General features: G+C 40.9%; 24 protein-coding genes. 12 read left to right on the top strand and 12 right to left on the bottom strand.

Annotated elements, in window-relative coordinates:
* Nucleotides 1-3 precede the first annotated feature (3 nt).
* From M2134_RS11960 to M2134_RS11920, 9 genes are all read left to right on the top strand, one after another.
* Entirely contained in the window at nucleotides 4-1,128 is a 1,125-nt protein-coding gene (locus tag M2134_RS11960; protein WP_280751771.1) for a hypothetical protein, read from the top strand.
* Nucleotides 1,129-1,198: 70 nt separating this feature from the next.
* Nucleotides 1,199-1,903, top strand: a complete 705-nt coding sequence (locus M2134_RS11955; RefSeq protein WP_280751772.1) for a helix-hairpin-helix domain-containing protein — start codon at nucleotides 1,199-1,201, stop codon at nucleotides 1,901-1,903.
* Between the two features lie 66 nt (nucleotides 1,904-1,969).
* A complete protein-coding gene (rfbA, locus tag M2134_RS11950; protein WP_280751773.1) occupies nucleotides 1,970-2,842 on the top strand; it encodes a glucose-1-phosphate thymidylyltransferase RfbA in 873 nt (290 codons plus the stop codon).
* A 325-nt stretch (nucleotides 2,843-3,167) separates the two neighbouring features.
* Entirely contained in the window at nucleotides 3,168-4,307 is a 1,140-nt protein-coding gene (locus M2134_RS11945) for an OmpA family protein (RefSeq protein ID WP_280751774.1), read from the top strand.
* A 105-nt stretch (nucleotides 4,308-4,412) separates the two neighbouring features.
* A complete protein-coding gene (locus M2134_RS11940; protein WP_280751775.1) occupies nucleotides 4,413-5,810 on the top strand; it encodes an undecaprenyl-phosphate glucose phosphotransferase in 1,398 nt (465 codons plus the stop codon).
* A 126-nt stretch (nucleotides 5,811-5,936) separates the two neighbouring features.
* Complete coding sequence (gene ruvX / locus M2134_RS11935; protein ID WP_280751776.1) at nucleotides 5,937-6,350, top strand: Holliday junction resolvase RuvX; 414 nt, start codon at nucleotides 5,937-5,939, stop codon at nucleotides 6,348-6,350.
* A gap of 14 nt (nucleotides 6,351-6,364) precedes the next feature.
* On the top strand, nucleotides 6,365-6,922 hold the full coding sequence (gene def / locus M2134_RS11930) for a peptide deformylase (protein ID WP_280751777.1): 558 nt from the start codon (nucleotides 6,365-6,367) through the stop codon (nucleotides 6,920-6,922).
* An 18-nt stretch (nucleotides 6,923-6,940) separates the two neighbouring features.
* Nucleotides 6,941-8,488 carry an acyl-CoA carboxylase subunit beta gene (locus M2134_RS11925; protein WP_280758207.1) on the top strand — a complete coding sequence of 516 codons (1,548 nt, stop codon included), beginning with the start codon at nucleotides 6,941-6,943 and terminating at the stop codon, nucleotides 8,486-8,488.
* A gap of 20 nt (nucleotides 8,489-8,508) precedes the next feature.
* Nucleotides 8,509-8,841: an acetyl-CoA carboxylase biotin carboxyl carrier protein subunit gene (locus tag M2134_RS11920; RefSeq protein WP_280758206.1), complete on the top strand. Its 333-nt coding sequence runs from the start codon at nucleotides 8,509-8,511 to the stop codon at nucleotides 8,839-8,841.
* Between the two features lie 76 nt (nucleotides 8,842-8,917).
* Here the strand turns inward: M2134_RS11920 and M2134_RS11915 are convergent, their stop codons facing one another.
* The 5 genes from M2134_RS11915 to M2134_RS11895 all read right to left on the bottom strand — a co-directional run bounded on the left by M2134_RS11915 (nucleotide 8,918) and on the right by M2134_RS11895 (nucleotide 12,927).
* Nucleotides 8,918-10,021, bottom strand: coding sequence for a hypothetical protein (locus M2134_RS11915; RefSeq protein WP_280758205.1), 1,104 nt, complete (start codon nucleotides 10,019-10,021; stop codon nucleotides 8,918-8,920).
* A 193-nt stretch (nucleotides 10,022-10,214) separates the two neighbouring features.
* Nucleotides 10,215-10,550 carry a hypothetical protein gene (locus M2134_RS11910; protein ID WP_280758204.1) on the bottom strand — a complete coding sequence of 112 codons (336 nt, stop codon included), beginning with the start codon at nucleotides 10,548-10,550 and terminating at the stop codon, nucleotides 10,215-10,217.
* Nucleotides 10,551-10,618: 68 nt separating this feature from the next.
* Nucleotides 10,619-11,293, bottom strand: a complete 675-nt coding sequence (locus M2134_RS11905; RefSeq protein ID WP_280758203.1) for a hypothetical protein — start codon at nucleotides 11,291-11,293, stop codon at nucleotides 10,619-10,621.
* Nucleotides 11,290-12,072: a class I SAM-dependent methyltransferase gene (locus tag M2134_RS11900; protein ID WP_280758202.1), complete on the bottom strand. Its 783-nt coding sequence runs from the start codon at nucleotides 12,070-12,072 to the stop codon at nucleotides 11,290-11,292. Before M2134_RS11900 ends, M2134_RS11905 begins: the two co-directional genes overlap by 4 nt.
* A gap of 36 nt (nucleotides 12,073-12,108) precedes the next feature.
* Nucleotides 12,109-12,927 carry a DUF3658 domain-containing protein gene (locus M2134_RS11895; protein WP_280758201.1) on the bottom strand — a complete coding sequence of 273 codons (819 nt, stop codon included), beginning with the start codon at nucleotides 12,925-12,927 and terminating at the stop codon, nucleotides 12,109-12,111.
* Between the two features lie 351 nt (nucleotides 12,928-13,278).
* Between M2134_RS11895 and M2134_RS11890 the strand changes: the two genes are divergently transcribed.
* The 3 genes from M2134_RS11890 to M2134_RS11880 are packed head-to-tail and all read left to right on the top strand — an operon-like array spanning nucleotide 13,279 to nucleotide 16,520.
* On the top strand, nucleotides 13,279-14,331 hold the full coding sequence (locus M2134_RS11890) for a hypothetical protein (RefSeq protein WP_280758200.1): 1,053 nt from the start codon (nucleotides 13,279-13,281) through the stop codon (nucleotides 14,329-14,331).
* Nucleotides 14,332-14,343: 12 nt separating this feature from the next.
* Nucleotides 14,344-15,234: a radical SAM protein gene (locus M2134_RS11885; protein ID WP_280758199.1), complete on the top strand. Its 891-nt coding sequence runs from the start codon at nucleotides 14,344-14,346 to the stop codon at nucleotides 15,232-15,234.
* 2 nt (nucleotides 15,235-15,236) lie between these two features.
* The gene (locus tag M2134_RS11880; RefSeq protein WP_280758198.1) at nucleotides 15,237-16,520 is read left to right on the top strand and encodes a radical SAM protein; all 1,284 of its coding nucleotides are present in this window, start codon (nucleotides 15,237-15,239) and stop codon (nucleotides 16,518-16,520) included.
* Here the strand turns inward: M2134_RS11880 and M2134_RS11875 are convergent.
* The 7 genes from M2134_RS11875 to M2134_RS11845 all read right to left on the bottom strand — a co-directional run bounded on the left by M2134_RS11875 (nucleotide 16,487) and on the right by M2134_RS11845 (nucleotide 23,228).
* On the bottom strand, nucleotides 16,487-18,001 hold the full coding sequence (locus M2134_RS11875; RefSeq protein WP_280758197.1) for a PAS domain-containing sensor histidine kinase: 1,515 nt from the start codon (nucleotides 17,999-18,001) through the stop codon (nucleotides 16,487-16,489). The genes M2134_RS11880 and M2134_RS11875 overlap by 34 nt on opposite strands.
* A 97-nt stretch (nucleotides 18,002-18,098) precedes the next feature.
* Nucleotides 18,099-18,515, bottom strand: coding sequence for a hypothetical protein (locus M2134_RS11870; RefSeq protein ID WP_280758196.1), 417 nt, complete (start codon nucleotides 18,513-18,515; stop codon nucleotides 18,099-18,101).
* A 22-nt stretch (nucleotides 18,516-18,537) separates the two neighbouring features.
* A complete protein-coding gene (locus tag M2134_RS11865) occupies nucleotides 18,538-19,266 on the bottom strand; it encodes a hypothetical protein (RefSeq protein WP_280752506.1) in 729 nt (242 codons plus the stop codon).
* A gap of 41 nt (nucleotides 19,267-19,307) precedes the next feature.
* Nucleotides 19,308-19,781 carry a PH domain-containing protein gene (locus M2134_RS11860; RefSeq protein ID WP_280752507.1) on the bottom strand — a complete coding sequence of 158 codons (474 nt, stop codon included), beginning with the start codon at nucleotides 19,779-19,781 and terminating at the stop codon, nucleotides 19,308-19,310.
* 258 nt (nucleotides 19,782-20,039) lie between these two features.
* Nucleotides 20,040-21,431, bottom strand: coding sequence for a DUF4932 domain-containing protein (locus M2134_RS11855; protein ID WP_280752508.1), 1,392 nt, complete (start codon nucleotides 21,429-21,431; stop codon nucleotides 20,040-20,042).
* 110 nt (nucleotides 21,432-21,541) lie between these two features.
* Complete coding sequence (locus tag M2134_RS11850) at nucleotides 21,542-21,973, bottom strand: DUF3276 family protein (protein WP_280752509.1); 432 nt, start codon at nucleotides 21,971-21,973, stop codon at nucleotides 21,542-21,544.
* Between the two features lie 394 nt (nucleotides 21,974-22,367).
* Entirely contained in the window at nucleotides 22,368-23,228 is an 861-nt protein-coding gene (locus M2134_RS11845) for a GIY-YIG nuclease family protein (protein WP_280752510.1), read from the bottom strand.
* Nucleotides 23,229-23,406 lie beyond the last annotated feature (178 nt).

Here is a 23,406-nt window from a genome sequence, read left to right as displayed (position 1 = left end):
GATATGCGCAAATATGAAAATATTCAGGTTCTCTGGGTTGAAGATGATCCGAAAATAACCGAAGCTTATCCTCGTGAAGCAGAGATGTTCGAAGAACTCGAACTTCATCCTTTCCCTTGTTGGGAGGATGCGGAAGCTGAGCTGGAAAGAGATTATGATCGTTGGGATGCTATTCTTTTGGATGCCAAATGTCGTTATCGCAAAAATGATGCAGACAAGGCCGAAAAGTTTCTCAGCCACGTATTCCCGAGAATTCAATCTCTTGCAAACCGTAAAGGTCGTGTTCTGCCGTGGTATGTTCTTTCTGGTCAAGGCGAAGATGATATTCGAGATCTTATCCCGGATGTGAATGATTGGGATGCTGATTGGGAAAAGCTTGTTAATCGCCGTTTCTATTCTAAAAATGGAAAGGTTATATTGGGAAATAAGGAGGAACACGAACGCCGTTTCTTATTTCACCGAATTAGAACGCAAGTGATACGTTATGACCACGATCTTCAAATAGAGAAAAACTTGTATGCCGATGTGTTTAAATCTTTGGATAATCTTGAATTAGCGACATTAACGACAGAGGTAGGAGGTAGTCTGATGCTCTTGCTTGAACCCATCCACTTTCAAGGTACGTCCAATGACGATTATAATCGCAGATATGTAGAGTTACGCAAGGCACTTGAGCATATATTCCGTCTTTTGGTTTCTAAAGGAGTATTGCCTCCAAATATTGTTGCAAAAAACAAGAAAGATTCCGTTAATCTGTCTTGGAGCAGCCTCTTTCTTGGATCTAAACAACCGGAAAATCTTGAGAAAGTGGAAGGAGGTGAGCGTAGCTTTTGGGGAGAAGTGAAGCGTAATACGAATTCACCCTTATTGCCGCGACAGCTTGCCGGTTGGTTACAGGCAGCGGTGTTTCAAACCGGAGGAGCCGTTCATACTTCAACAAAAAAGGGGGAAGATAGTATTAGTCTTGAAAAGTATTTGCCTCAAGTAGGCAATTCACCCTATATGCTCCGCTCATTGTCCTTGGGACTCTGTGATTTTATTCTCTGGTGTGATAACTTCTTGAAAGAGAATCCTAATGAGGAGACCAATGCTCGCAACTTCTGGACTTTAACAAGGGAGAAATTCTAATTATAGATAGTCTGATTCCATTCGTAGTAAAGGTTTTTTGTTATATTTGTGAAAACCAATACCTACGACTATGAGCTGGAAAGACTTTTTCTATTTCTCAAAGGGGGAACGGCTGGCTATTGGCCTGTTGTTATTTATCATCTCCCTCTCCCTCTTGATTCAATTGATTCGCGGACGTGATAGGGGCGGAAGGGAAACGGCCTTTTATCCGATTACCATCTATTCGCCCAACGCTCCGCAACTCCCGCCATACGAAACGACGATTCCTCCCGCAAAGGAGCTGCCGACGGAACGTGCTGAAAAGACCTCTTCACGCTCCGCTCCGGAGAGGAAGATGCCGGAAAACACTTATCGGACAAATAAATATCCGGTGGGTACGGTGGTTGAACTGAATACGGCCGATACGACCATTCTGAAGCGGGTGCCGGGAATTGGGAGTGTGTTTGCTAATCGTATCGTTCGTTATCGCAATCTGTTGGGTGGTTTTTATAGTGTAGACCAGCTGGGTGAGGTCTACGGGATAGACGCGGAACGGTATGAAGCGTTGAAAGACTGGTTTTGCGTGAATCCGGAGAGAGTGCGGAAACTGCCTGTTAATGTCCTGCCGCTGGATTCGCTGTTGCGCCATCCCTATATTGATTACCCGCAGGCACGGGTGATCAATCAATTGGTTCACCGGAAAGGGCGACTGACCGGGTGGAATAACCTGGAACTATTGGAAGAGTTTACGGAAAACGATCGGAAACGTATGGAACCTTATCTATCTTTTGAATAAAAAGAGGAGGATCGGTAATTTTATCTATATTTGCCCCATATAGAAGAAACCTAAACAAATAGAATAATGAAAGGTATTGTTTTAGCCGGTGGATCGGGTACCCGTTTATATCCAATTACTAAAGGTGTATCGAAGCAGTTGTTGCCTATCTATGATAAGCCAATGATCTATTATCCGTTGTCGGTCTTGATGCTGGCGGGCATACGGGATATCCTTATTATCTCCACGCCGCAGGATTTGCCCGGGTTCCAACGCCTTTTGGGAGATGGCTCCGATTTCGGCGTTTGTTTTCAGTATGCTGAACAACCCTCTCCGGATGGACTGGCGCAGGCGTTTATTATCGGTGCTGATTTTATAGGGACTGATAGTGTCTGCCTGGTGTTGGGTGATAATATCTTTTATGGGCAGCGTTTTACGGGGATGTTGCGGGAAGCTGTCCGCGCTGCGGAAGAAAACGACAAAGCAACCGTGTTCGGCTATTATGTGAATGATCCGGAGCGCTATGGAGTAGCGGAGTTTGACGAGGCAGGGAATGTCTTGAGCCTGGAAGAGAAGCCGAAAGAACCAAAATCGAATTATGCCGTGGTGGGTCTGTACTTTTATCCGAACTCGGTGGTAGAAGTGGCCAAGCAGATCAAACCCTCCGAACGAGGCGAGCTGGAGATCACGACCGTGAATCAGCTCTATCTCGCTGAAAAGAAATTGGGTGTACAGCTTTTAGGGCGTGGTTTCACCTGGTTGGATACCGGAACTCATGATTCTTTGTCGGAAGCCGCCACCTTTGTAGAGGTAGTAGAAAAGCGACAGGGATTGAAAATTGCTTGTTTGGAAGAAATTGCTTTTAACCAAGGCTGGATAGATGCCGCTCGCTTGAAAAAGATGGGACGTATGCTCCAGAAAAACCAATACGGGCAATATTTATTACAATTGTTAAAATGAAGTTAAACAACAGGATAAGATCATAAATCGACAAGAAAAAGAGCGAATCATAGCAACTGTTTCAACCTTGCGTGAACTTTTGAGCCGCGAATCTGGTTATTATTGAAAGACTTGATAGAGCAAGGTGTAAACGGAGAGCGTTAAAATAACTAAAAAACAATCTCTTTTTGTGCGATCTGGGGAATAAATCCCCGAACTATTTGAAACAAATCGGGAGTAGACCTTGTTATAAAATCAAAAAGCGTTAATTTTGTTGCGCAATTCAGATGTTTTGTTTAGAGATGTAAAGATAAAAAATGATTGTTTAATTTAAAAGTTGATTAATATGAAGACTAAAGTTTTACTTTTAGCATTGTTGTCAGTATTTGTTATCTCAGCGACGGCTCAGGAATACAAACCTCAGGTAGGTTTTAGCAATGAGGCTGGATACAAGACTAATTTTAAAAAGAATAAAGCAGGTGACAACTGGTTTATTTCTGTTGGTGGTGGTGCAAGCATCCTGATCGCTGACGAAACGAAAAACGCTGATTTTGCAGATCGTCCAAGTCTGGCACTTCAGTTAGGTGTAGGTAAATGGTTTAGCCCGATCTTGGGAGCTCGCGTACAGGTGAATGGTGGCGCGATCCACGGATTTATCGGCCAGAACGGTGAGTTTATGCAACACAACAGATATGTTGGTGCTCACGCAGACATTATGTGGGATGTAACCAATCTTTGGGCTCCTTATAACGAAGCGAAAGTGTTCCGTTTGATCCCTTGGTTAGGTATGGGTTATGCACAGCGTTTCAAAAACCAGGGATTCCCTCGTTCTGAAACTCCTACATTGAATGCTGGTATCTTGACAGCTTTCCGTTTGAGCAAACGTGTTGATTTGAACGTGGAAGTACAAGGTTCTTTGATGAATGAATATTTCAACCGTCAGTTTATGGGACACCTTTCTGATGGAATCGTTACAGCTACTGCTGGTCTGACATTCAAATTGGGTAAAACTGATTTCGAAGTGATCGAACCGATGGATTACGCTCTGTTGAACGACCTGAACAACCAGATCAACTCGTTGCGTGCTGCTAATGACGAATTGAGCAAACGTCCGGTTTCTTGCCCGGATTGCCCGGAACCAGTAGCTACCGTTGTTAAAAACAATACAATTGACAATGTAGTATTCTTCCGTCTTGACAGCTATGTGATCGACAAGAACCAGGAGATCAACATCTTCAATACTGCTGAATTCATGAAAGAAAACAATACACCTATTAAGGTGATCGGTTACGCTGACGTGAAGACAGGTTCTTCTAACTACAACAAACAGTTGTCAGAAAAACGTGCAAGAGCGGTTGCAAAACAATTGGTTGACAAATATGGTATTTCTTCTAACCAGATCTCTATCGAATGGAGAGGTTCAGACGAACAACCGTATGACATTAACAACTGGAACCGTGTTGTTATTATGCGTGCTAACGACTAATAAAACAGCTTTTATATTTCAAAAAAAGAGCCGTCCTTCGGGATGGCTCTTTTTCTTTTTGGTGGGTTGAAATATTTCCTTATTTTTGTACGTTTTTAAAACGCAATGGAGTCTAACAAGAAAAGGGGTAATCTTATTCAATGGTTCATTGGTATTGGTGACCTGTTGGTTGTCAATATCTTGTTTTTTGCCGTCTATTACCTGATGGGAGAAGGCTATACGCATGCCCTTAATCTTCATTTGCGCGAAGCGGTCTTACTCCTTAATTTCTGCTACTTCTTCTCGGTCTATTTTGTGCCGATTCAGCTTCATGCTTCGGTGATCTTCCTTGAGAAGATCGTGCAGCGGGCTTTTTTGTTGGTTACCTTTTTTATTATTCTTTTTGCTACCTGTCTTATGTTCTTGAATATAGGAGATCAGCTCGCGACATTTTTGCTGCTCTACTATATCTGCCTGGTTGTCTTTTTCTCGTTTTGGCGTGTCATTGTTCGTATCTCATTGAAGATATATCGTCGTAAGGGGTATAATTTTAAAGCGGTTGTGATCGTGGGCGCGGGAAAGAACGGAATGGAGTTATACCGGGTGATGAAGGACGATCTGTCCTATGGGTTCCATGTGTTGGGCTTTTTTGATGACAACCTGGCATTGAAAGATGTGTTGCCCAATTACCTGGGTATGACGCATGAGGTGGAGAGCTATTGTCAGCAGCATAGTGTGGATGAGATTTATTGTACGCTCCCCGGAACGCAGGATCAGAAGATGCTTCGGATGCTGAATTTCGCGGAAAAGAATATGATCCGTTTCTATATCGTTCCCGAATTCTACCGGATCGTGAAGAAGAGCCTATTGATGGAGATGATGGATACGGTGCCTTTGTTGACCATTCGTCGCGAGCCGTTGCAGTCGGCCTATAACCGCTTGCTTAAGCGAGCTTTTGATATTGCCTTTTCTTTGGGGGTGTTGATAACGGTATTCCCTCTTATGTATCTTGTGATTGGGATACTGATTAAATTGAGTTCGCCCGGTCCTATTCTGTTCAGACAAAAGCGAACGGGCATTTATGGTGAAGAATTTTTCTGCTATAAGTTTCGCACCATGCGGGTGAATGAGGAGGCCGATACCCAGCAGGCACAGAAAGATGATCCGCGAAAGACGAAGATCGGGGATTTCCTTCGGCGAACCAATATCGATGAGTTCCCACAGTTTATGAACGTATTGGCCGGGCATATGTCGGTCGTGGGACCGCGTCCTCACATGCTCAAGCATACGGAGCAATATTCCGCTATTATCGATAAATACATGGTGCGCCATTTGGTGAAACCCGGTGTGACGGGATGGGCACAGGTGACTGGTTACCGAGGAGAGACCCGGACCTTAGAACAGATGGAAGGCCGTGTGAAACGTGATGTTTGGTATATCGAAAACTGGTCCTTCTTCCTCGATCTTAAGATTATTGTCGTGACTATTGTCAATATGTTTACAGGTGAAAAGAATGCCTATTAATGCCACTATCCTTCCGGCAAATGCCCTCATTTACATTCCATATACTTTACATGAACCAGCAAAGGGATTGCACACATTTTGCGAATATGTGTAATATTTAATCTTTTTGTTTTATCTTTGCAGGCGATGGGAAGGATTGTAGCGATTGACTATGGAAGGAAACGCACCGGATTGGCTGCTACGGATACGCTCCAATTGGTTGCAAATGGTTTGGCTACCGTTCCAAGTGGTGAACTGGCCGATTGGCTCTGTAACTATGTAGCGCGCGAGCCTGTCGATCTTTTCGTGGTGGGATATCCTCTGCAGATGTCGGGCGAGGAATCCGAGAATATGAAATATGTGAAAGCGTTTGTGACCCATCTACAACGCAGGATGCCGGATATCCCGGTCGTTTATTACGATGAACGGTTTACTTCGGTCATGGCTCAGCAAAGCATGCGCGATGGCGGGCTAAAGAAAAAAAAGCGTCAGGATAAAGCATTGGTCGATGAGATTAGTGCTGTTATTATCCTTCAGGCTTATATGGAGAGTAGAAAGTAAAACAAAACAGAACAATGATATTACCTATCTATTTGTACGGGCAACCGGTTTTGCGCGAGGAAGCAGAAGATGTTTCCCGTGATTATCCCAATTTGAAAGAGTTAGTTGAGAATATGTTTGAGACTATGTACAACGCGGATGGAGTAGGTTTAGCCGCTCCGCAGATTGGCTTGTCTCTTCGACTGTTTGTGATCGATGCGGATGTGGTAAGCGATGACTGCCCCGAATGCAAAGATTTTAAGAAAGTAATGATCAACCCCGATATCTATGAAGAGAGCGACGATGAGATCGTATTGGAGGAGGGGTGTCTCAGCTTTCCCGGTATCCACGAGAAGGTATCCCGGGCAAAAGTGATACGTGTGCGCTATTTCGATGAGAACTGGCAGGAGCATGACGAGGAGATCGTAGGTTTTGCTGCGCGTGTGGTGCAGCATGAATACGAACACCTGGGAGGTCATGTGTTTATCGATAATATCTCGGGCATACGTCGTCAGATGAATAAAGGAAAACTAAATGGTATAGTAAAAGGGACAGCCCGTGCGTCGTATCGTACGAAGGCTGTTGGTAAGTAAAAACAAATACAAAACAGTATGGCAGATTTAACGAAAAGCATTCTTACACTGCGTGAGAAGAAGGCTATAGTGGAAAAAGGTGGTGGCGAAGCCGCGATCGAAAAACAAGTAGCCATGGGCAAATTAACAGCCCGCGAACGGATCCAGGCTATTCTGGATAAGAATTCGTTTCATGAAACCGATATGTTTGTTAAACACGATGGCCGCGACTTCGGTATGGACAAAAAGGAGTTCGCAGCCGACGGTGTGGTAACAGGTACAGGAACTATAGGGGGTGCGCCGGTATGTATTTATGCACAGGACTTTACTGTTGCCGGAGGATCTTTGGGACTTCAACATGCTCGTAAGATCACGAAAGTGATGGATATCGCGCTGAAGATGAAATGTCCGGTGATTGGTATCAACGACTCGGGAGGTGCCCGTATTCAGGAAGGCGTAAGTGCCTTGGCGGGATATGGTGAGATCTTCTACCGGAACACGATTGCTTCGGGTGTGATTCCGCAGCTTTCACTTATCTTAGGTCCTTGCGCCGGTGGAGCTGTTTACTCGCCTGCCTTGACCGACTTCGTGTTTGTGGTGGAAGGCATTTCTAAAATGTTTATCACCGGCCCGAACGTAATCAAAACGGTTCTGGGCGAAGATATCTCGATGGAGGATCTGGGTGGTGCCCGTGTACATGCGGAGATTACAGGGAATGCACATTTCTATGCCTTGAACGAAGAGGAATGTTTCGAGCAGGTGAAGAACCTGTTGAAGTTTATCCCCTGGAACAATCAGCAGAAGGCTCCTGCCGTGAAAGCCAAAGAGCCTAAGACCAAATTGAATATCGAAGAAATCGTTCCTTCCGATCCGAAGCAACCTTACGATGTGCGTGATGTGATCCGTTGCATTGTGGATGACTCCGACTTCCTGGAAATTCAGGAGCTCTGGGCTGCCAATATCGTGATTGGTTTCGGACGTATGGGCGGAGAAACCGTTGGTTTCGTGGCCAACCAGCCGATGGTGCTGGCCGGTGTATTGGACTGCGACAGCGCCGACAAAGCGGCTCGCTTTATCCGTTTCTGTGACTCCTTTAATATTCCTATTGTTACGTTGGAAGATATGCCGGGTTATCTGCCGGGTGTCGACCAGGAGCATGCCGGGGTGATCCGTCATGGTGCGAAGGTATTGTATGCCTATTCCGAAGCGACGGTGCCTAAGGTAACGGTTATTTTGCGTAAAGCATACGGAGGTGGTTATATCGCCATGAACTCGCGCCACCTGGGTGCTGACTTCATGTTCGCCTGGCCAACGGCTGAAATCGCCGTAATGGGTCCCGACGGAGCAGCCAATATCATCTTCCGCAAAGAGATTATGGAAGCAGAAGACCAGGAGGCTATGCGCCAGGAAAAGGTAAACGAATACATCGAGAAGTTTGCCAATCCGTATGTGGCTGCCTCAAAAGGCTTTGTTGATACGGTGATCGAACCGAAAGAGACACGCACACAGATCTTGCATGCGTTGAAGCTTTCTGCTTTGAAAGAAGAGTGTCGTCCGGAGAGAAAACATGGCTTGCCTCCATTTTGATGTGTTATTAATTGAAAGTAATGGAAAAGATAGATAAAAAGTATGTTGATTTCTCTGTGATGGCAGGTACCTATAAGACCCGCTTGACGAAGAAATTCAGCAATCGCCCTCAGTGGAATAAGCCGGAGCCCGGCGACGTATTGTCGAATCTTCCCGGTACGATCATTCAGATCAAGGTGAAGGTGGGCGAAAAGGTAGAAGCCGGTCAGTTGCTCCTTATCCATGAAGCGATGAAAATGTTGAATCGTGTAGTGGCGCCTGTCAGCGGTATTGTAACGGATATCAATGTCAATGTAGGCGATAAGATTGGAAAGAATCATTTGATGATCAAGATCGTAGAGAACGAGAAGTAACCATCGCGTGTTACGGATATATAAAGAAGGCGTCTCCTGACAAAGGGGACGCCTTCTTGTTGCTTATAAAGTTGGCTTATTGAAACCGTATCATATTCCCAAACCCGCAAAATCCTACTGTTAAGTTGATGGAATACCCCTTGAGGTTTGGGTCAAAATTAGCTCGCGTCACATAAAGCCTTGCCCGGATGGATGTTTCTACTTTCTCTTTGATGCCCGAGAAGGAACCGTAGGCAAGATTGATTCTTTTGCGCAGTTTGTAGTCGGCGTTTAAGCCAAAAATGACATTATAATCGACCATCCGGAGGTTCTTGTCTTTGTCTTTATCATTCCCCGACGATAATTCGGTGATTCCAAAGCCAGCGAATGGTGCCAATTTGAATTTACTGTTGTCAATAAACGCGTAGCCATAAGAGATATCCATAACGGCTAATCCTACCGACCGATTCTTCTCCCAGTAATCGTTGTAAGTATATGTTTCGGTTACTTTGCCCCTTGCTAATGTCGCATTCAAATAGAAGATAGATCGTTTGTATGCGAAGTCGAAGCCGAACATAAAGTTAAAAGTAGGACTGAAATGGTCCGCAATGGAACCACTAAAGGTTCCTGCTCCGAGACCCGCATGCATGCCATACCCAAAGCTTCTGTTCTTGAATTCAGGTATTGACTTTTCGGTATACCGGTTCAATTCATTCGACACGATTTGTTCCCAAAATTCGATCGCCTCCAGGTTAAAGCCATCAGCCGATTCTACCTGGAACTGCTCTATCTCTTTCGTACAATAGGCATACGTGGCGTACAGTTTGCTTTCGGCATCGAAGACAGAGGCGGCCTGGTCTAACTCGAGCTGTAACCTTCGTTTGTAGATCTCAACAATATCGAAAATAACCTGATTGTATCTTAGGTACTGCTCGGTCTTATATGCAGGATTTATCCAGGAGGATTCCCGGTCGATATAGGCTTCCGCTATATTTCTTACAACGGTCGTGTCGGCAAACTTCTGCTTCCCCGTTTGATAGGCAAGGAAATACTTTAAATCAGAAACGCCCTGGCTATTTTCTCTTTCAATAAAGTCCTCCCAGGTCAATCTCCCTTCCGCCCAATTCTTCTTATACTCCTGAGCAACCAACTCGCACGAGGCGGTTAGTGCAATTAAAATGATGAATAATATTTTTTTCATTTTTGAAAATTAAAAATGCATACATAAATATGTGGGCACAAAGGTATAATTTCCTCACAATATATGTGAAATCCGAGACAGAAGCATTATGGTTTGATTTCAATGCGTGTTCCAATATAGTAAAAAGGGCTAAGCACGCAGTTTTCTTTCTTTTTGCCATAATCTTACATTTAGAAGAGTCAAAGCCGGTGCTTCATTCTCCCTTCTTCTTCATTATTTTTTCTATCGCAAACCCAAGCAATCCGCCTAAAAGGATGGTCATAATAGTGATTGGGATTAATGAAATAGGTTCTTGCCAGCCAATCAGAATGGCACTTGGTATTAATGCTAAGAAAGCTATAAGTATTCCTTTCGCTATCGGATTGATATGTAAATCGATCGTAGCGATTAAAAATCCAACCACCACCCACATCGTAAATGCCGAAAGGTTAGCGTCCCAGGTTAGATTTTGTACAATCATCGGGATTACGTCTAAAATCCCAGCAGCCATACCTAATAGTATTCCGATTTTAATTCTCTTTGTTTTCATGTGATTGCTTGATGAGATGTGAGAATGCTTTTGAAACTTTTGTGCAGAATGCCCTCAAATATGTGTATCTATTTTGCATATTTCAGTTTGTTGTTTCTAAGGTCAAGAGCAACCTTGAAATTATTGAAAAAGTCAAAACCGATAATACCGTCTGTCCCATTCAGCATCAATGCCTTCTGCAGTAGTGTCGGTAAGTTCCCATATTTCACGACGAATTCTTTTTCTCCAAAAACTGTTGGAATTTCAAAGCATTCAGTTTGAAATTTACCTACTCCTGGATAAAAGTCTTCATCAGTTCCAATACTTTTATAGCTATTAGTCAAGGTGTTCGATAAATATGACAGTTTCGCTCCTGTGTCCAAAAAGAATTTAAGACGTTGGTTGTCAATTGTCATTTCAATAATTGGTATTCCCATAAAAGTTGAAATGCTGGATAGACTTCCGTTAATCTCAATTTCCTGTTTGCTAAACCCGATTGCTAGATTTTGATAGTCTAAAAGGATTTTGTAGTTTGATAACACATCGACTCCAAGCAAAGTTGTTATTTCTGTTCCAAGCATATCAGAAATGTTTGAAATACTCAAACCCATATAGTTTGTTAAACAGTTGAAGCTTTCTGAACAAAAAGTTAAACTGTTTGAAGTGTGAATAGTAGAGGATGCTCCCGTGTCAATTAGTATTCTATTCTCACCGTCATCTATAATCGGGTGTCCATTGAATAGCTGCATTTGAAATTGCTTCATTGTTTTTTGTATAGTTTGTATGTTGAACCTGTTGAGTTGAATTGTGGGAACGATATCAAGGTGTCATTCAGCCCATTTTCTTTTAGTAGTTTGTCGAGCGTGTTAACTTCCCAATATCTTATTTTGAACTTGTCTTCGTAGCTGAATTCTTGTCCGTTGAAAATACCACTACATTGTTCCCTGTATGTATAGACGTTGTTTTCGTTGTTACTTGTTAATTCTACAATTCTTTTAAAAGTTTTTGTCTCAATATTCGTCAATCGACCCGTGTTAAAAAAAACAGTATTGGGCAAATCAAAAAAGAAATATCCGTTTGTGTTGATGTGCTTGCAAATATTTTCTATGTTTTTAGAAAGCTCTTCTTCTGTGATTGAGTAACTTATAACGGTGAAAAGTGCGATTGCCAAATCTGCTTTCCCATTCTTGTATTCCGAAATTGAACAGTTGTGAATTTCTATTTCAGAATTTTGTCTGTATAGTTTCCCTTTGAAATTATTTGTCATTCCAATACTTTTTTCAACCGCAATTAATTTATAACCTTGTTCTGCTAAAGGAAGCGAAAGCCTGCCCGTTCCTGCTCCAAAGTCAAGGATTGTCCCTTTAGGTAAAATTTGATTAATTACGTTCAGGGTTTCTAAAGTCAGGTTACTGTAAAAACTTCCAAAAGTCTGTTCGTAAACAAAGTCGTAATATGTTCCCCAATTGTCGTGTGGTTGTTGCATTATTGTCTGTCTTTTAGGGTGAGGCATAACCTCTGGTACTTTTGCTTTTTTAATCACTCAAATATAAGAAAAGTATTCTTCTCTGCCAAATAGCTATTCTTTATTGAGTTTTACCTCATAATCTCGCATTTCTTTCAATTCTCCGCGTATTTGCAATTTTCCCGTTAAAACCAATTGTTTCATTCTGTATGCCAAATAGGCATCTCCTACATTGAAATCAGTATCACATAACGTATGCCCAATAACTCGAGCCGGTTTTTGATATTCGTCTGTGCAATGTGATAACAGAAATGAATCAAAATAAGTCTCGTCTTTCGCAATAAGCTGTTTGTTCTCGTCTAAAATCCACAACAAGGAGTTGCTAAACTTTACTTTTTCCCATATCTTTCTGTATCCGGACAATTCCTCTTCTGTTGATTGGTAAAAATGTTTATCCAAATCATCAACTCGTGACAAATCCGTAGCCCCCAAACAGCTTGGATATACAACCTCCCCAAATGCATTTCTCATGGAGAAATTGTGGAAATTAAAGACGAAAACGTTGTCGCAGTCCGGTTTTAAATGGTATAATAATCTTGCGGTCTGAATGATTTCTAAAGGAGAAACGCCTGTCCATAAATAGATTTTTTCATTCTTGTAATTCTCAACAAGTGATTTTATCGTTTCGATATCTTTGTTGATAAACAGTAGAGAATCCTCATCGTTTATGTGTGTCGGAGTATCGAATATGTTAGACAGCCAATGTTTTCTCGTTTCCACTTCTTCGAAAGAATCTAAATCACAAATAGGACCGACATTCAAACAATCCTCTAAGCAAATCAAAAGAACGGAATCTAAGTCGAATTTCTCGCTGTGAACAAACATGCCTTTTGCCGATTGTCCAAAAACAATATGTATATCTGTGTGTTTCATGATCGATTGTTTTTACTCTTGTAAAGATAGGATTTTGTGTGATCTCTACCTAAAGGGATTGTTATAATAAAGACGCAGGCTTATTTGCTGGCTGAGCATGGTGAGCCAACTGGTCGACCATGCTCAGCCAGTTGGTCGAGCATGGTCAGCCAATTGGCCGACTATGCTCGGCCAGCAAATAGTCCGGTAGGCGTTGACTGACTTATCCTGAAATTAGTTGTCACTTTTTACTATAAAAGTTGACACCATACAGCGTAAAAACATGTTGTAAGATTTGGGAGTATAAAAAGTACGCATTATGTTTGTGTCATGTCAATATCATATAGTGTTTAAATATACTTTCGTTAAAAAATGAAAAAATACATATTGCAGATACTAAAGCTAATAAGAGGCGGAGAAGTCCCTCAACTTCCTAACTATTTACAAACGAAGGTGCATGGTCAGACGCGCACCTTGGTCGATATGCTTATCGAATTGAACAAACGAAACCGATATACTTCGCCCGGAGAAGCCTTAAAAGATCTTTGGGGGCACTTAGAGCATCTTCGTACAGATGGAGATGAGGTCGCATTCAATTGTAGTGTGAGAAGCATCAACGCGTTTGCTGATCAATGCTTCCCGAACGGAACTTTAGATGTGAAACTGCTGGAATCTAAACTGCAGCAGCATAATTTCTATGCCGGAATCGATGCGGTTTATAAAGACTATGTGTTCGAAAAGACCATTACGCTTATCGCTTATCTGAATGATTTCCGTCGCTATACAACTCCTGATCAATTAATGAGTGACTTCCTTTACGCCACAGGCGGTGTGAATGCTTGTGGTCCCAATAAAGATAATTACTACTTTTCATTTTCTCATTATGTTGATTATTTTCTTAAACATTATCTTACGAAATTTTGGGATGAATTGACTGTCCATGGAACGCTTGATAACGAGGCGTTTTATGATTTTATGATTGGTCGACATAGTAGAGGAGTAAAGAAATATGGATTGGAAGCCGTTATCAAACGTAATTTTCAACCAAATTCTTGTCATAAAGAAGCGTATGCTCCCTATCGTGGTGGGGCTGCTCCTGTCTATGTAAAGAGTCCTTTCTTTACATCTGTAAATCTGAGTACTTCAAATAGGCGTTTCATAAAGTCATGCGGTGAGGGTATGGGGCCTAACAGTGTAAGAGACTACTTTGAATTCAGTCTTATTCAACGACTGTTGGAGTCTGATGAGAAGTATGTGTTTTGTGATAATAAATATGATTATGATTCTTACATTCCCAAATATGATGATACACTACCTGTTTTTACCTGTGCGGGCTATAGGATAAATTTTGACTCAGAAGAGACTAAGAAGGCCTTTCTCAAAGAAATGCGGGAAAGATGTCGAAGGCGCGGTGTAAGATTCTAAAACTTAATTAGAATGAATAACGCCCCCATCTCTCTATTTGGTAAGCCTATTGCTGTTAAAACCCATGCATGCCATCACGATGATTGCGAAGGAGAACCCATTTCTCCTTGCGTCAACCTCTTCGTGAAAGTGACCAATGGTTGCAATGCGCATTGTGCTTTTTGTTCAAACGCCAATCAGCTGATCACTACCGGGTTTGATATCGATAAACTCTTTCGCGTTATAGATGAAGCCCTGCAAAAAGAGCTTGTCATCAATCGAATAAATATCACCGGAGGCGAGCCCTCTTGCGTGGCAAACAGAGTGGAGCAAATACTCTCTCGTATGGATGAACGCAAGTACCAGGATATACATGTGCACCTGAATACAAATGGGTTACTTGCACAGTCGCAAGAGCTTATGAGGCATCCTCGATGGGACTCTATCTCTGTCTCATTGCATCATTATGATCCGAAAAAGCTTTCGGAGATTTATTCCACTCGCGTTTCATCTCAAGCCCTTTGTTTTGAGGGTATCGACATGATGAAGGTGAATGCCAGTTGTAATCTGATTCAGGGATATATCGATTCTACCGGGGAGGCTCACCGAATGATGGACTTTTGTTTAGAAAAAGGCTTTACACGATTGGGCTTTGTAGGGCTTATGCCGATTAACGAGTATAGTCGTAGTCGCTTTGTTTCTTTAGACGAGTTGAAACTGAATGAAATATCGCATTGCTATTTTACCGAATCGAAAAACAGAGGTGCCGATTGCAAATGTTCCAACTATATGTATAATAAGAATCTTCGGGTGCTTGATATTTATATGCGCCATTACGCTAACCCATTGTATTGTGACTCCTCGTTGATGTTTGATGGGCAGCATTTGCGGCAGGGATTTCATGACGACAGTATAATTATCTAAAAATGGACATTGAAAAACTCTTTTTGCGACGAAAGCATGACGCGCTGTTTAATACATCGTATCCTATTCGTCCTGATGATTGGAAACAATTCAGAGTAGAGGGAGAGCTCGATTACGCGCATTGTGAAGTGCTTTCCTTTTACATTCATATCCCATTTTGTCAGCATCTGTGTCGCTTCTGTGAGTACGCGCGATTTCATGTTCCCAATAGAGAAATACAAAACAGTTACTTGGCAAGTATAGAAGGTGATATAGAGAAGTTCTTAAATGCCTATCCAACGATTAGGTTATCGGGTTTTGATATCGGTGGTGGTACGCCCACCTCTTTGGATGAGGAGAATTTTGAGTATCTTATGCATATATATAAAGGAGTTATCCGTAGGGTAGGGGTGACTGCTGATTTTGAACCCAGCATAGAAGCTACATTTCAGACGGTTACTACGAATAAACTGCGTTTGATTGCTGAAGCCGGCATAAAGCGTATTTCACTTGGGATACAATCCAGCGTGAATCATGTGCAGCAACATAACGACCGTGTCAATCCAGATGTAGAGCGTATGCAAAGCGTTTTAAATGAGATATACGCAGTTGGCGTTCAGAAAGTAAACTTGGATCTGATGTATGGCTTGGAAGGGCAAACCCTACTTGATGTACAGAAAGATATGGAGGTCATTCAACTGCTTTCTCCTGAACAGGTTACACTCTATGAACTACGCTCCAATATGCTCAAAATGGCGGAGAGCTCAAGCAAGGATCGTCTCTTTCAATGCTATGCCACTCTTTACAAGAGTCTTATTGATTTAGGCTATTCGGCACGCTTTGGGCAGAATACTTTCACGAAAAATGAATCTGATTTGGGGCTCTCTTCATATTTGCGCCACCGCATGATTGACTTTATGCCTTACAAGGGATTTGGTTTGTCTGCTCAGAGTATGTCGCCTTTAGGCGTGAGTTATAATGTTGGAAAACAAGGGGGAGATAAAAAAGAGCTCCTTGCATATAATAGCTATCCTTCAAAAGATACTTATCAGCTACCCAAGCAAGAATTACTATCAAAGTATATTGCAGTATCTGCTTATTACGGACAGTTTAGGCTTGCTGTGGCCGATCGTGTTTTTGGTCAATGCTTTCTCCGTTGTTTCAATGAAGAGGTCGACTTCTGTTTGGCGCATGGTTATACTACACTTGATGATACAAGTATTACGATAACGCCTAAGGGGTTTCGGTATTATGGCGCTGTATTCTCCCTGTTTTACCGTTTAGCGGGCAAGGTAAACCAAAACTGACTACCTTTGCCCTCTTCAGAATGGAAACCTATATGGCCACCCAGTGCCTGAACCAGCTTTTGGGAGATGTGCAGACCTAATCCGGTTCCTTTTTGAAAGGCATCTTTCTGATAGAATGGGTTGAATAGATGCGGGTAATCCTGTTCGGAAATGCCTATGCCAGTATCGGAAACGATCACTTTCAATAGATCACCTTCGACATCAAACGTGAGATCGATCATCCCTTCTTCCGTGAATTTCAAAGCATTATCTAAGAGTAGCGAGATGACCTGTTTGATCCGTTTCGCATCCGAACAGAAGGTGGCAAAAGGGAGGTTGTTATGGTGTGTCAAGGTGATGTCGTGAGACTTCTTTTGCCGGTAGGTATGCCATAAGTCTTCGCCAAGAGCTTTGATGTTGAAGTCTTTGTATTCATACTCTACCTCGTTGGCGTCGAGTTTGGACAGGTCGAGTAGATTGGTGACTAAATTCAATAGCGCTTCGTTGTTTTCGTTGATCAGTCGGATGAACTCCTCATTCTCTTCACTTGGGTTGGATTCAGCCAAAATGGTGGAGAAGCCGACAATGGCATTCAGGGGTGTACGAATCTCATGACTCAGGTTCTCCATAAACGCGGTTTTAAGCCGATCGGCTTCCTTCATCTTGATCAACTCGATCTCCGTGTTGTGGTGCTCGGTCACAATCATGGTGTAGCAAAATACCTTGGAGGGCTTATTACTGCCTTCGTTCTTCATGCTTCGGAAGTTACTGGTGAGCCATTCTAACTTCCCATTCATATACTGGCGATAGGTGATTGTCTCTTGGTCGGTCTCTCCATGCATGATAGGCATCACCGCTTTGTAGAATCGATCCGTATCGTCGGGATGTATGCCTTGCATTTGTCCTTCGGCTGTGAACATCGATGTGTTATCGTCATGCATAGATACCCAGGAGCTAATATCTCCCGAAATGGTCTCATCGTATGATAACTTATTTGTTTCAATATCATATTCCCATATAAGAGCCTTTCCGGTGTCGAGCGCCATCCGTAGCTTAGTCAGGTTATATTTGAGTTGCTTTTTTTGTGAATGGTCTTCCGATATATCATAAACCAAAAAGATATAACCGAATATGTTCTCGAATGAATCCTTCAGTGGTATGATCGTGCAAATCATTCTTTTGCACAAATCGGTATGTTCGCTTTTGTAATACTGTTTCTCCGCGACCACCCGGAAGTCGTAATCCATCTCGAACTCCACTTCAATGCCTTTGCGTATCAATTCTTTCTTCTCCTGCGGGATGATAGGGCTGGCAAACAGATCTAAAATGCCTATGACATTTTCTTGTTGCATGCCGAATAATTTCAGGCCGGCTTTATTGATTTGTGACAGTATACCATGCTCATCATAGAGTTCTACGGCAATAGGCAGCTTCTGAAAGATGAGATCGAGTAATAATTCGTTTTTTATCGATTTTAAGGCGGATACTTCTCTCTTTGTCATTTTAGTCAACTTTTCGTTTGCATCAACAGTTATAAAACCCACAAAGATATTTATTTTTTGCTTATGAATCCTCTTTTTTGTGCTCTTCTCTTAATGGTCAACGTATTACCTGTTTTAAAGCATTCACCTCCTCATAATATTGTTCCTTGTTGAACTCAAACTTCAATGTGGAATAATCTACGGGCTTTCTTCGTTTAGCGGAATGCTTAAAATTCTCCCATAAGACTGTTGTTTCTGTTTCACGTACATCAACCATGAGGGGACAACAATCTTTCACCCCACAAGTACAGCCAAGAACAGTAGGGTTCTTATATGTGTCAAGTTCTTCTATCAGTTCGTAGATGTAGATGTTGCCGTAATCCGCCATCAGGTCTTTATCTCCTTTGGCTGCCTCAAATTCGATATCACGAATCATTTTCACCAGATTAACGCCATTAATCAGAATAGTCACTCGTTCCTTTGTTACGAGCACATTTTTCCTTCGGTCATATATATCAAATTTGATAGTATCCATAGCTTATTTCAGGATTGTTATTTTACACACTCTTTACTTTATTTACCGTAAGTTCAAGGAAATACCAATCTTTTCCATCTTTGTTGATCTTCTCCCATTCAAAGTTATAACTATTGTTCAAAATGATATTCTCTTTAGTGATTCTCCGGATGTTTTTCCATTCAGGGACTTTAAGCTCCTCTTTTACTGTTTTATGTCCGTTGCGCATGGTAAATTCGTCTTTTGTGTCAGTGTCTGCCGGGTTGGGGTAAAGTTTACTGTCCGTAATCATGTAAAACTTACCCATGTCATATTTCTCTTTTGTGACTTTTTCAAGTGTTTCTAAGTCTTTGTAGGCCTGTATTCGTCCAAGGGGTATTGCACCTTGGCTCTGCGTTTTAAATTTTAATTCGATAGCGCAATTTCGGGTCTTTTCATCGAATGAGTTTTTGAAAAAACCACAAGTAATGTCTATATACTTAGAACGTTTGACACTTTCTTCTTCATAAAGAACTTCTAAGTCAATTTTAAACAAATCATTTCTTTTTAGTGAGTATAAATCGCCAACACTCCTTATGATTTGAGCAAAATGATGCTGAAATTGGGCTTCGTTCGTAATGGTATTCCGATTGTTAACGAATTGTGATTTAAATATCTTCCATGATTCGCTGAGAACCTGAGATAAACGTTTCTCATATTCAACGGCTACCAATCCAAACTCAACATATTCTTCATGCTCTGCATTTGTCTCAGTAAACATGTTATTTTTCATATTGGATTGATTTTATTTATTCTGTTTTACGTCTTCTATAATTATATGTCCCAGTCTTGAATTCGCCATCTTCCTTTTTTGTCAGGAATGTGAATGTAAATATCAGGATTGACTGCTATTAATTCTTCAATAAACTCTTTTTCTCTAACAGGCGAAATCAGCATATACGGTTGTTTTGCTCCGTTCCAAAATCTAATATGCAACCTTTTGAGCGAAGCGGCTGGCGATGAAAGAGGATTATATGAACGTTCCGTTGAGATAATATCCGATATGTTCACACTACCCATGGGAATCATCCATAATTTTATATACAGTTTATTATCTGATATAATGTAACGCATTCCGCTAAACAGAAAGGATATAAAAATGACCGTAACAGCCAAGATCCACAGTCCTGGGATTATTTTATGTGTAATCATCGGTATGATGCAAGGTGCCAATGCTGCCAATATGAAAACGAGTAGCAACACACTAATGCGTGACCGGAATACTTTTTTTGTTTTACTCTTTGCCACATTCTAACTCATAATTCTGTGTAGCATCCAGCATCATTTCTACAACACCATCAACATCTCGATTAGAGTAAACCATTCCTGCATACTCTATTCCCAGTTGCGGTAAATATACGGGTTATTCTCCGCAAAGTTACAAAATGGGCTTGTTAAATCTGTAATCCTTTCTAAACCTTCTGCACAAAGGTGTTCTATAATACTGGTCCTTGTTGAACTCAAACTTCAATATGGAGTAGTCGTTTCCATCGTGCATAAATTCAGCTATTCCTTCGTCTTGAAATTTACTTCATACGTTTTTAACGGAAATCCTTCCGGAGTCTTGAAGTTTTTGCCTGTTAAGATAAATTGATATTCTTTGCCGGGTTCCAATTGTACATTCATGACAATAGACTCATTGTCTATTGAATAATTGATTGCTTCGATTTGAGGAAAGGCTCCTTTTCCCTTTGTTCCCAAATGGATAGAATATCCGGCACCTTTTAATGGCCTGTCGAAATGTATCGTGATTGTTTTTATGTCCGCATCCACCTCTGTGTCATTGTTTTCAAACTCTTTGATAGAGCTTACCTTTGGCCTTTTTGAATCATATTGCCCAACAATATCGGCATACATATGATAGGCTTCTGCCAGTTTTGGCATATAACTTTCTAATGTCGGATAAGCTGTTCTATTCAAATCATATTTTTCTAATTCGGCGACAAGTTCTCTTATCCATAAAAACCCATATTGCAGCTCTGTTTTGTATAGATTTTCTATCGTTGCCTGGTCGGCATGATGATCTTTGTAGTATTTGATTACAGAGGCTCTGACTAAGGCTTCATTCAATACGGTTTCCCAGTTTCCATAAGCCTGAGCGTTCATTTCCTGTTTCATCGCTTCAAAAATCTTCTCACCATTTTTCTGGAAGATATCCTTGTTTTTCTCTAATAAGGGATTGACGAATGAGTGATTAAACTCGTGGATGAGTATGGAAAGATAGGTGTCTACATCAAATATGGGCATTCCTTGATCATCCATATCCCAAACGCCCATGACCGCATAAACCTCTTTGTGTCCATTGGGGTCGACAATTGAAGGACCGTAACAGCTTCCGCCATTACCTAATGCAATTACCACCTTAAACTTTTCGGTAGGCTCATTGCCATAGAACTTGGTGTACCAGTTTAAATCCAAATGCTCGTAAACGGAAGTGAATCGGGAGACTGTTTCGTCATATAGTGCTTGGTTATCATTGAAAAATGAGTCACAATCAGCTTCTATATAAAACCTCTTCAATAGCTTAACAAATTCGATGGCATCCTCTTTCTTCCATCTATCCAATGAGTTGTCGGTTAACTCTTTCAAGGGATCCAGGTTGTCATCTAAAAAGATAGCCAACGACATGGGGGCGTCGAAAGAAATACTGCTTTCGTTTCGCATTTTTCTGGCAAATTGGATTAATTCATGATTCTTGTAGGGAGTAAAGTGCTGCGTTATCTTGCCGGTATATGGTTTTATCTCTTCTGCACTGTATTCTTCATTGCCGGCCAACCGAAAGACAATGCTTATGAGCTCAACTCTTTTATCTACTTTCGGACTCTCAATCAACTGACTGTTTTGCCCAAAGACATTCAACGAAAGCATAAGGGAAATTAGAATGATCAAATTTTTCATATTGGATTGATAAAGTTGCTTTGTTTTAGGCTTGTGTGTCTTGTCTGATTCCAGACTCGTATATGTGCACATCCACAAATATAATATTGTAAACCGAAATGGTGATGTGATTACATACTGTATTTTTCTTCAAGCTTAAGTTTTTTTATCCGTGCCTTAATGGCTCCTTCGTTACGTTCAAAAATTAAAGCGAGCTCTTCTATCTTTTTACCTTGGCAAAATAGCAATTCTAACCTATTGTCATCCTCTTTTGTCCAGGGATGATAAGCTTGTTTGTATGTTTCTCTTATTTTTTCTACAGAATAGGTTTTGTTGTTTTGGGGTTTTTTATGCTTCTCAAACTTTTGTAGTGATTTCTTTAATGTCTCAATAAAATCGTTTAAGTCTTCGTCGAAAACCATAATCCGATGATGTTCAAAACCGTTTTCCGTTTTCTTTTTTTCTGAAATGTTTAGATATAGGTCACCTTTCCTACTTTTCTTTATGTCGAAAAAGTATGTTCGTAAGCCTTTGGTTATTTTATCGCTATCGATTTCGTTCATGTCTTAGATCTAGTAAAAGCGGAATCAGCTGGCTTTGGTTCCGCTGAAACGCATTCTGTATTCCTCAAATATAGGAAAAATAATAGAAAATAAAAAGCGTTAAGCCTCTTTTTTAGCGACTTAGAAGTTGTTTTGAACTTTATTGGAGCTTATTTAGTCTTGTTGTGGTTGCATTTTGCAAATTTTGCTCAAAAGTAAAAACCGCCAAATATCTGTTTTATTGATGCTTAGCGGTTTGTTGTTGAGGTTCTGGCGGATTTGTGTCAGTTGTTCTTTTGTGTTGAATATCAGAAAGATATGATTTTCTAAAATTACAATTCGGTCAACTTTCGGTCAATTCCCTTGTTAATAAGGGCAAATATAGTCATAATTCGTTTGTATTACTTGGCTAAGTTTATATTTTCGCCTTATCACTGGACTCAAATTCTTTCAATGTTTTTCCCTCTTTATTTTTCCATTCTGTTAGACCATTTGCATTCCGCCCCATTATTATTGCCGCAGCAGTTGATGGGCTACTAAAAATATAATCGTCAGAAAATTCAAAGTAATCCCCCTTATTAATAAGAACTTCTTCGTTAACTAGCCGTTGTCTGAGATTAATAAAATTAGAGGTGATTGAGTTTACAGTTGAAGCAGCAGCTTTAGAACCTTTTAATACCACAAATCCATCTGAAGTTGGTTCACCTTGCCCATTTGCTCCACGAGCAGCTTTGATAAAAAAGGTTGCTTGCTTTTGTTTAGGCTTAAATTCTCTCTTTTCTTCAAAAACCTTATGACCTAACGTATTCACAAGCATTTTAATGTACTCTATAAATTCCTCCATTTCTGCTTTATCTGATTCTGAAATTGAGGATTGTGTCGGAATAACAGAATTATCTACAATATAACGATTTGTTAATTTTGCGATCTCATGAAGCCTATTCTCCAAATATTTTATATGGGCCTTGTTTAGGTTATCATCTTTACTAATAAAGACAATTGCTTCATTCCAAAAGTCTTTCTGAGTTAATTGCTGATTTAGGCGTTTCAAAATCGTTTCTGCTTCCCCTACGTATACTTGATCTTTTCCGTCATCATTTTTCCCGAATAAGAGATAGACACCTGTGTTTGTCAAATCATCTCGATCTATACAGTCTTTAATTTTTATTCTAGGAATTTTATAGGCCTTTCCAGACCAGTTGGACAGTTCACAACTCATTCGACCATTTGGATCGCCATCGATTAGAAATATTTTTATTGTTTTACCGAATCTCATAATATATTTTATTTCAGGTTGATCTTATAATGATGAAGAATGACACTGTATTGTATCTTTGATGCTTAATCCATTCTTTTCAATCACTACTAACCGACTAAAATTTTGAGTAAAGGGGCTTCCTCCTTTCGGATTCGCCCCTAATGTCGTAGATTTGTTGTACCACCAATAAATAAAC

This window comes from Parabacteroides sp. PM6-13 (assembly GCF_029892605.1).
In the GTDB taxonomy this organism is placed as follows: Bacteria; Bacteroidota; Bacteroidia; order Bacteroidales; family Tannerellaceae; genus QVMG01.
The sequence above is the reverse complement of the archived record's forward strand: the minus strand, read 5'-3'. Positions and strand labels throughout refer to the sequence as shown.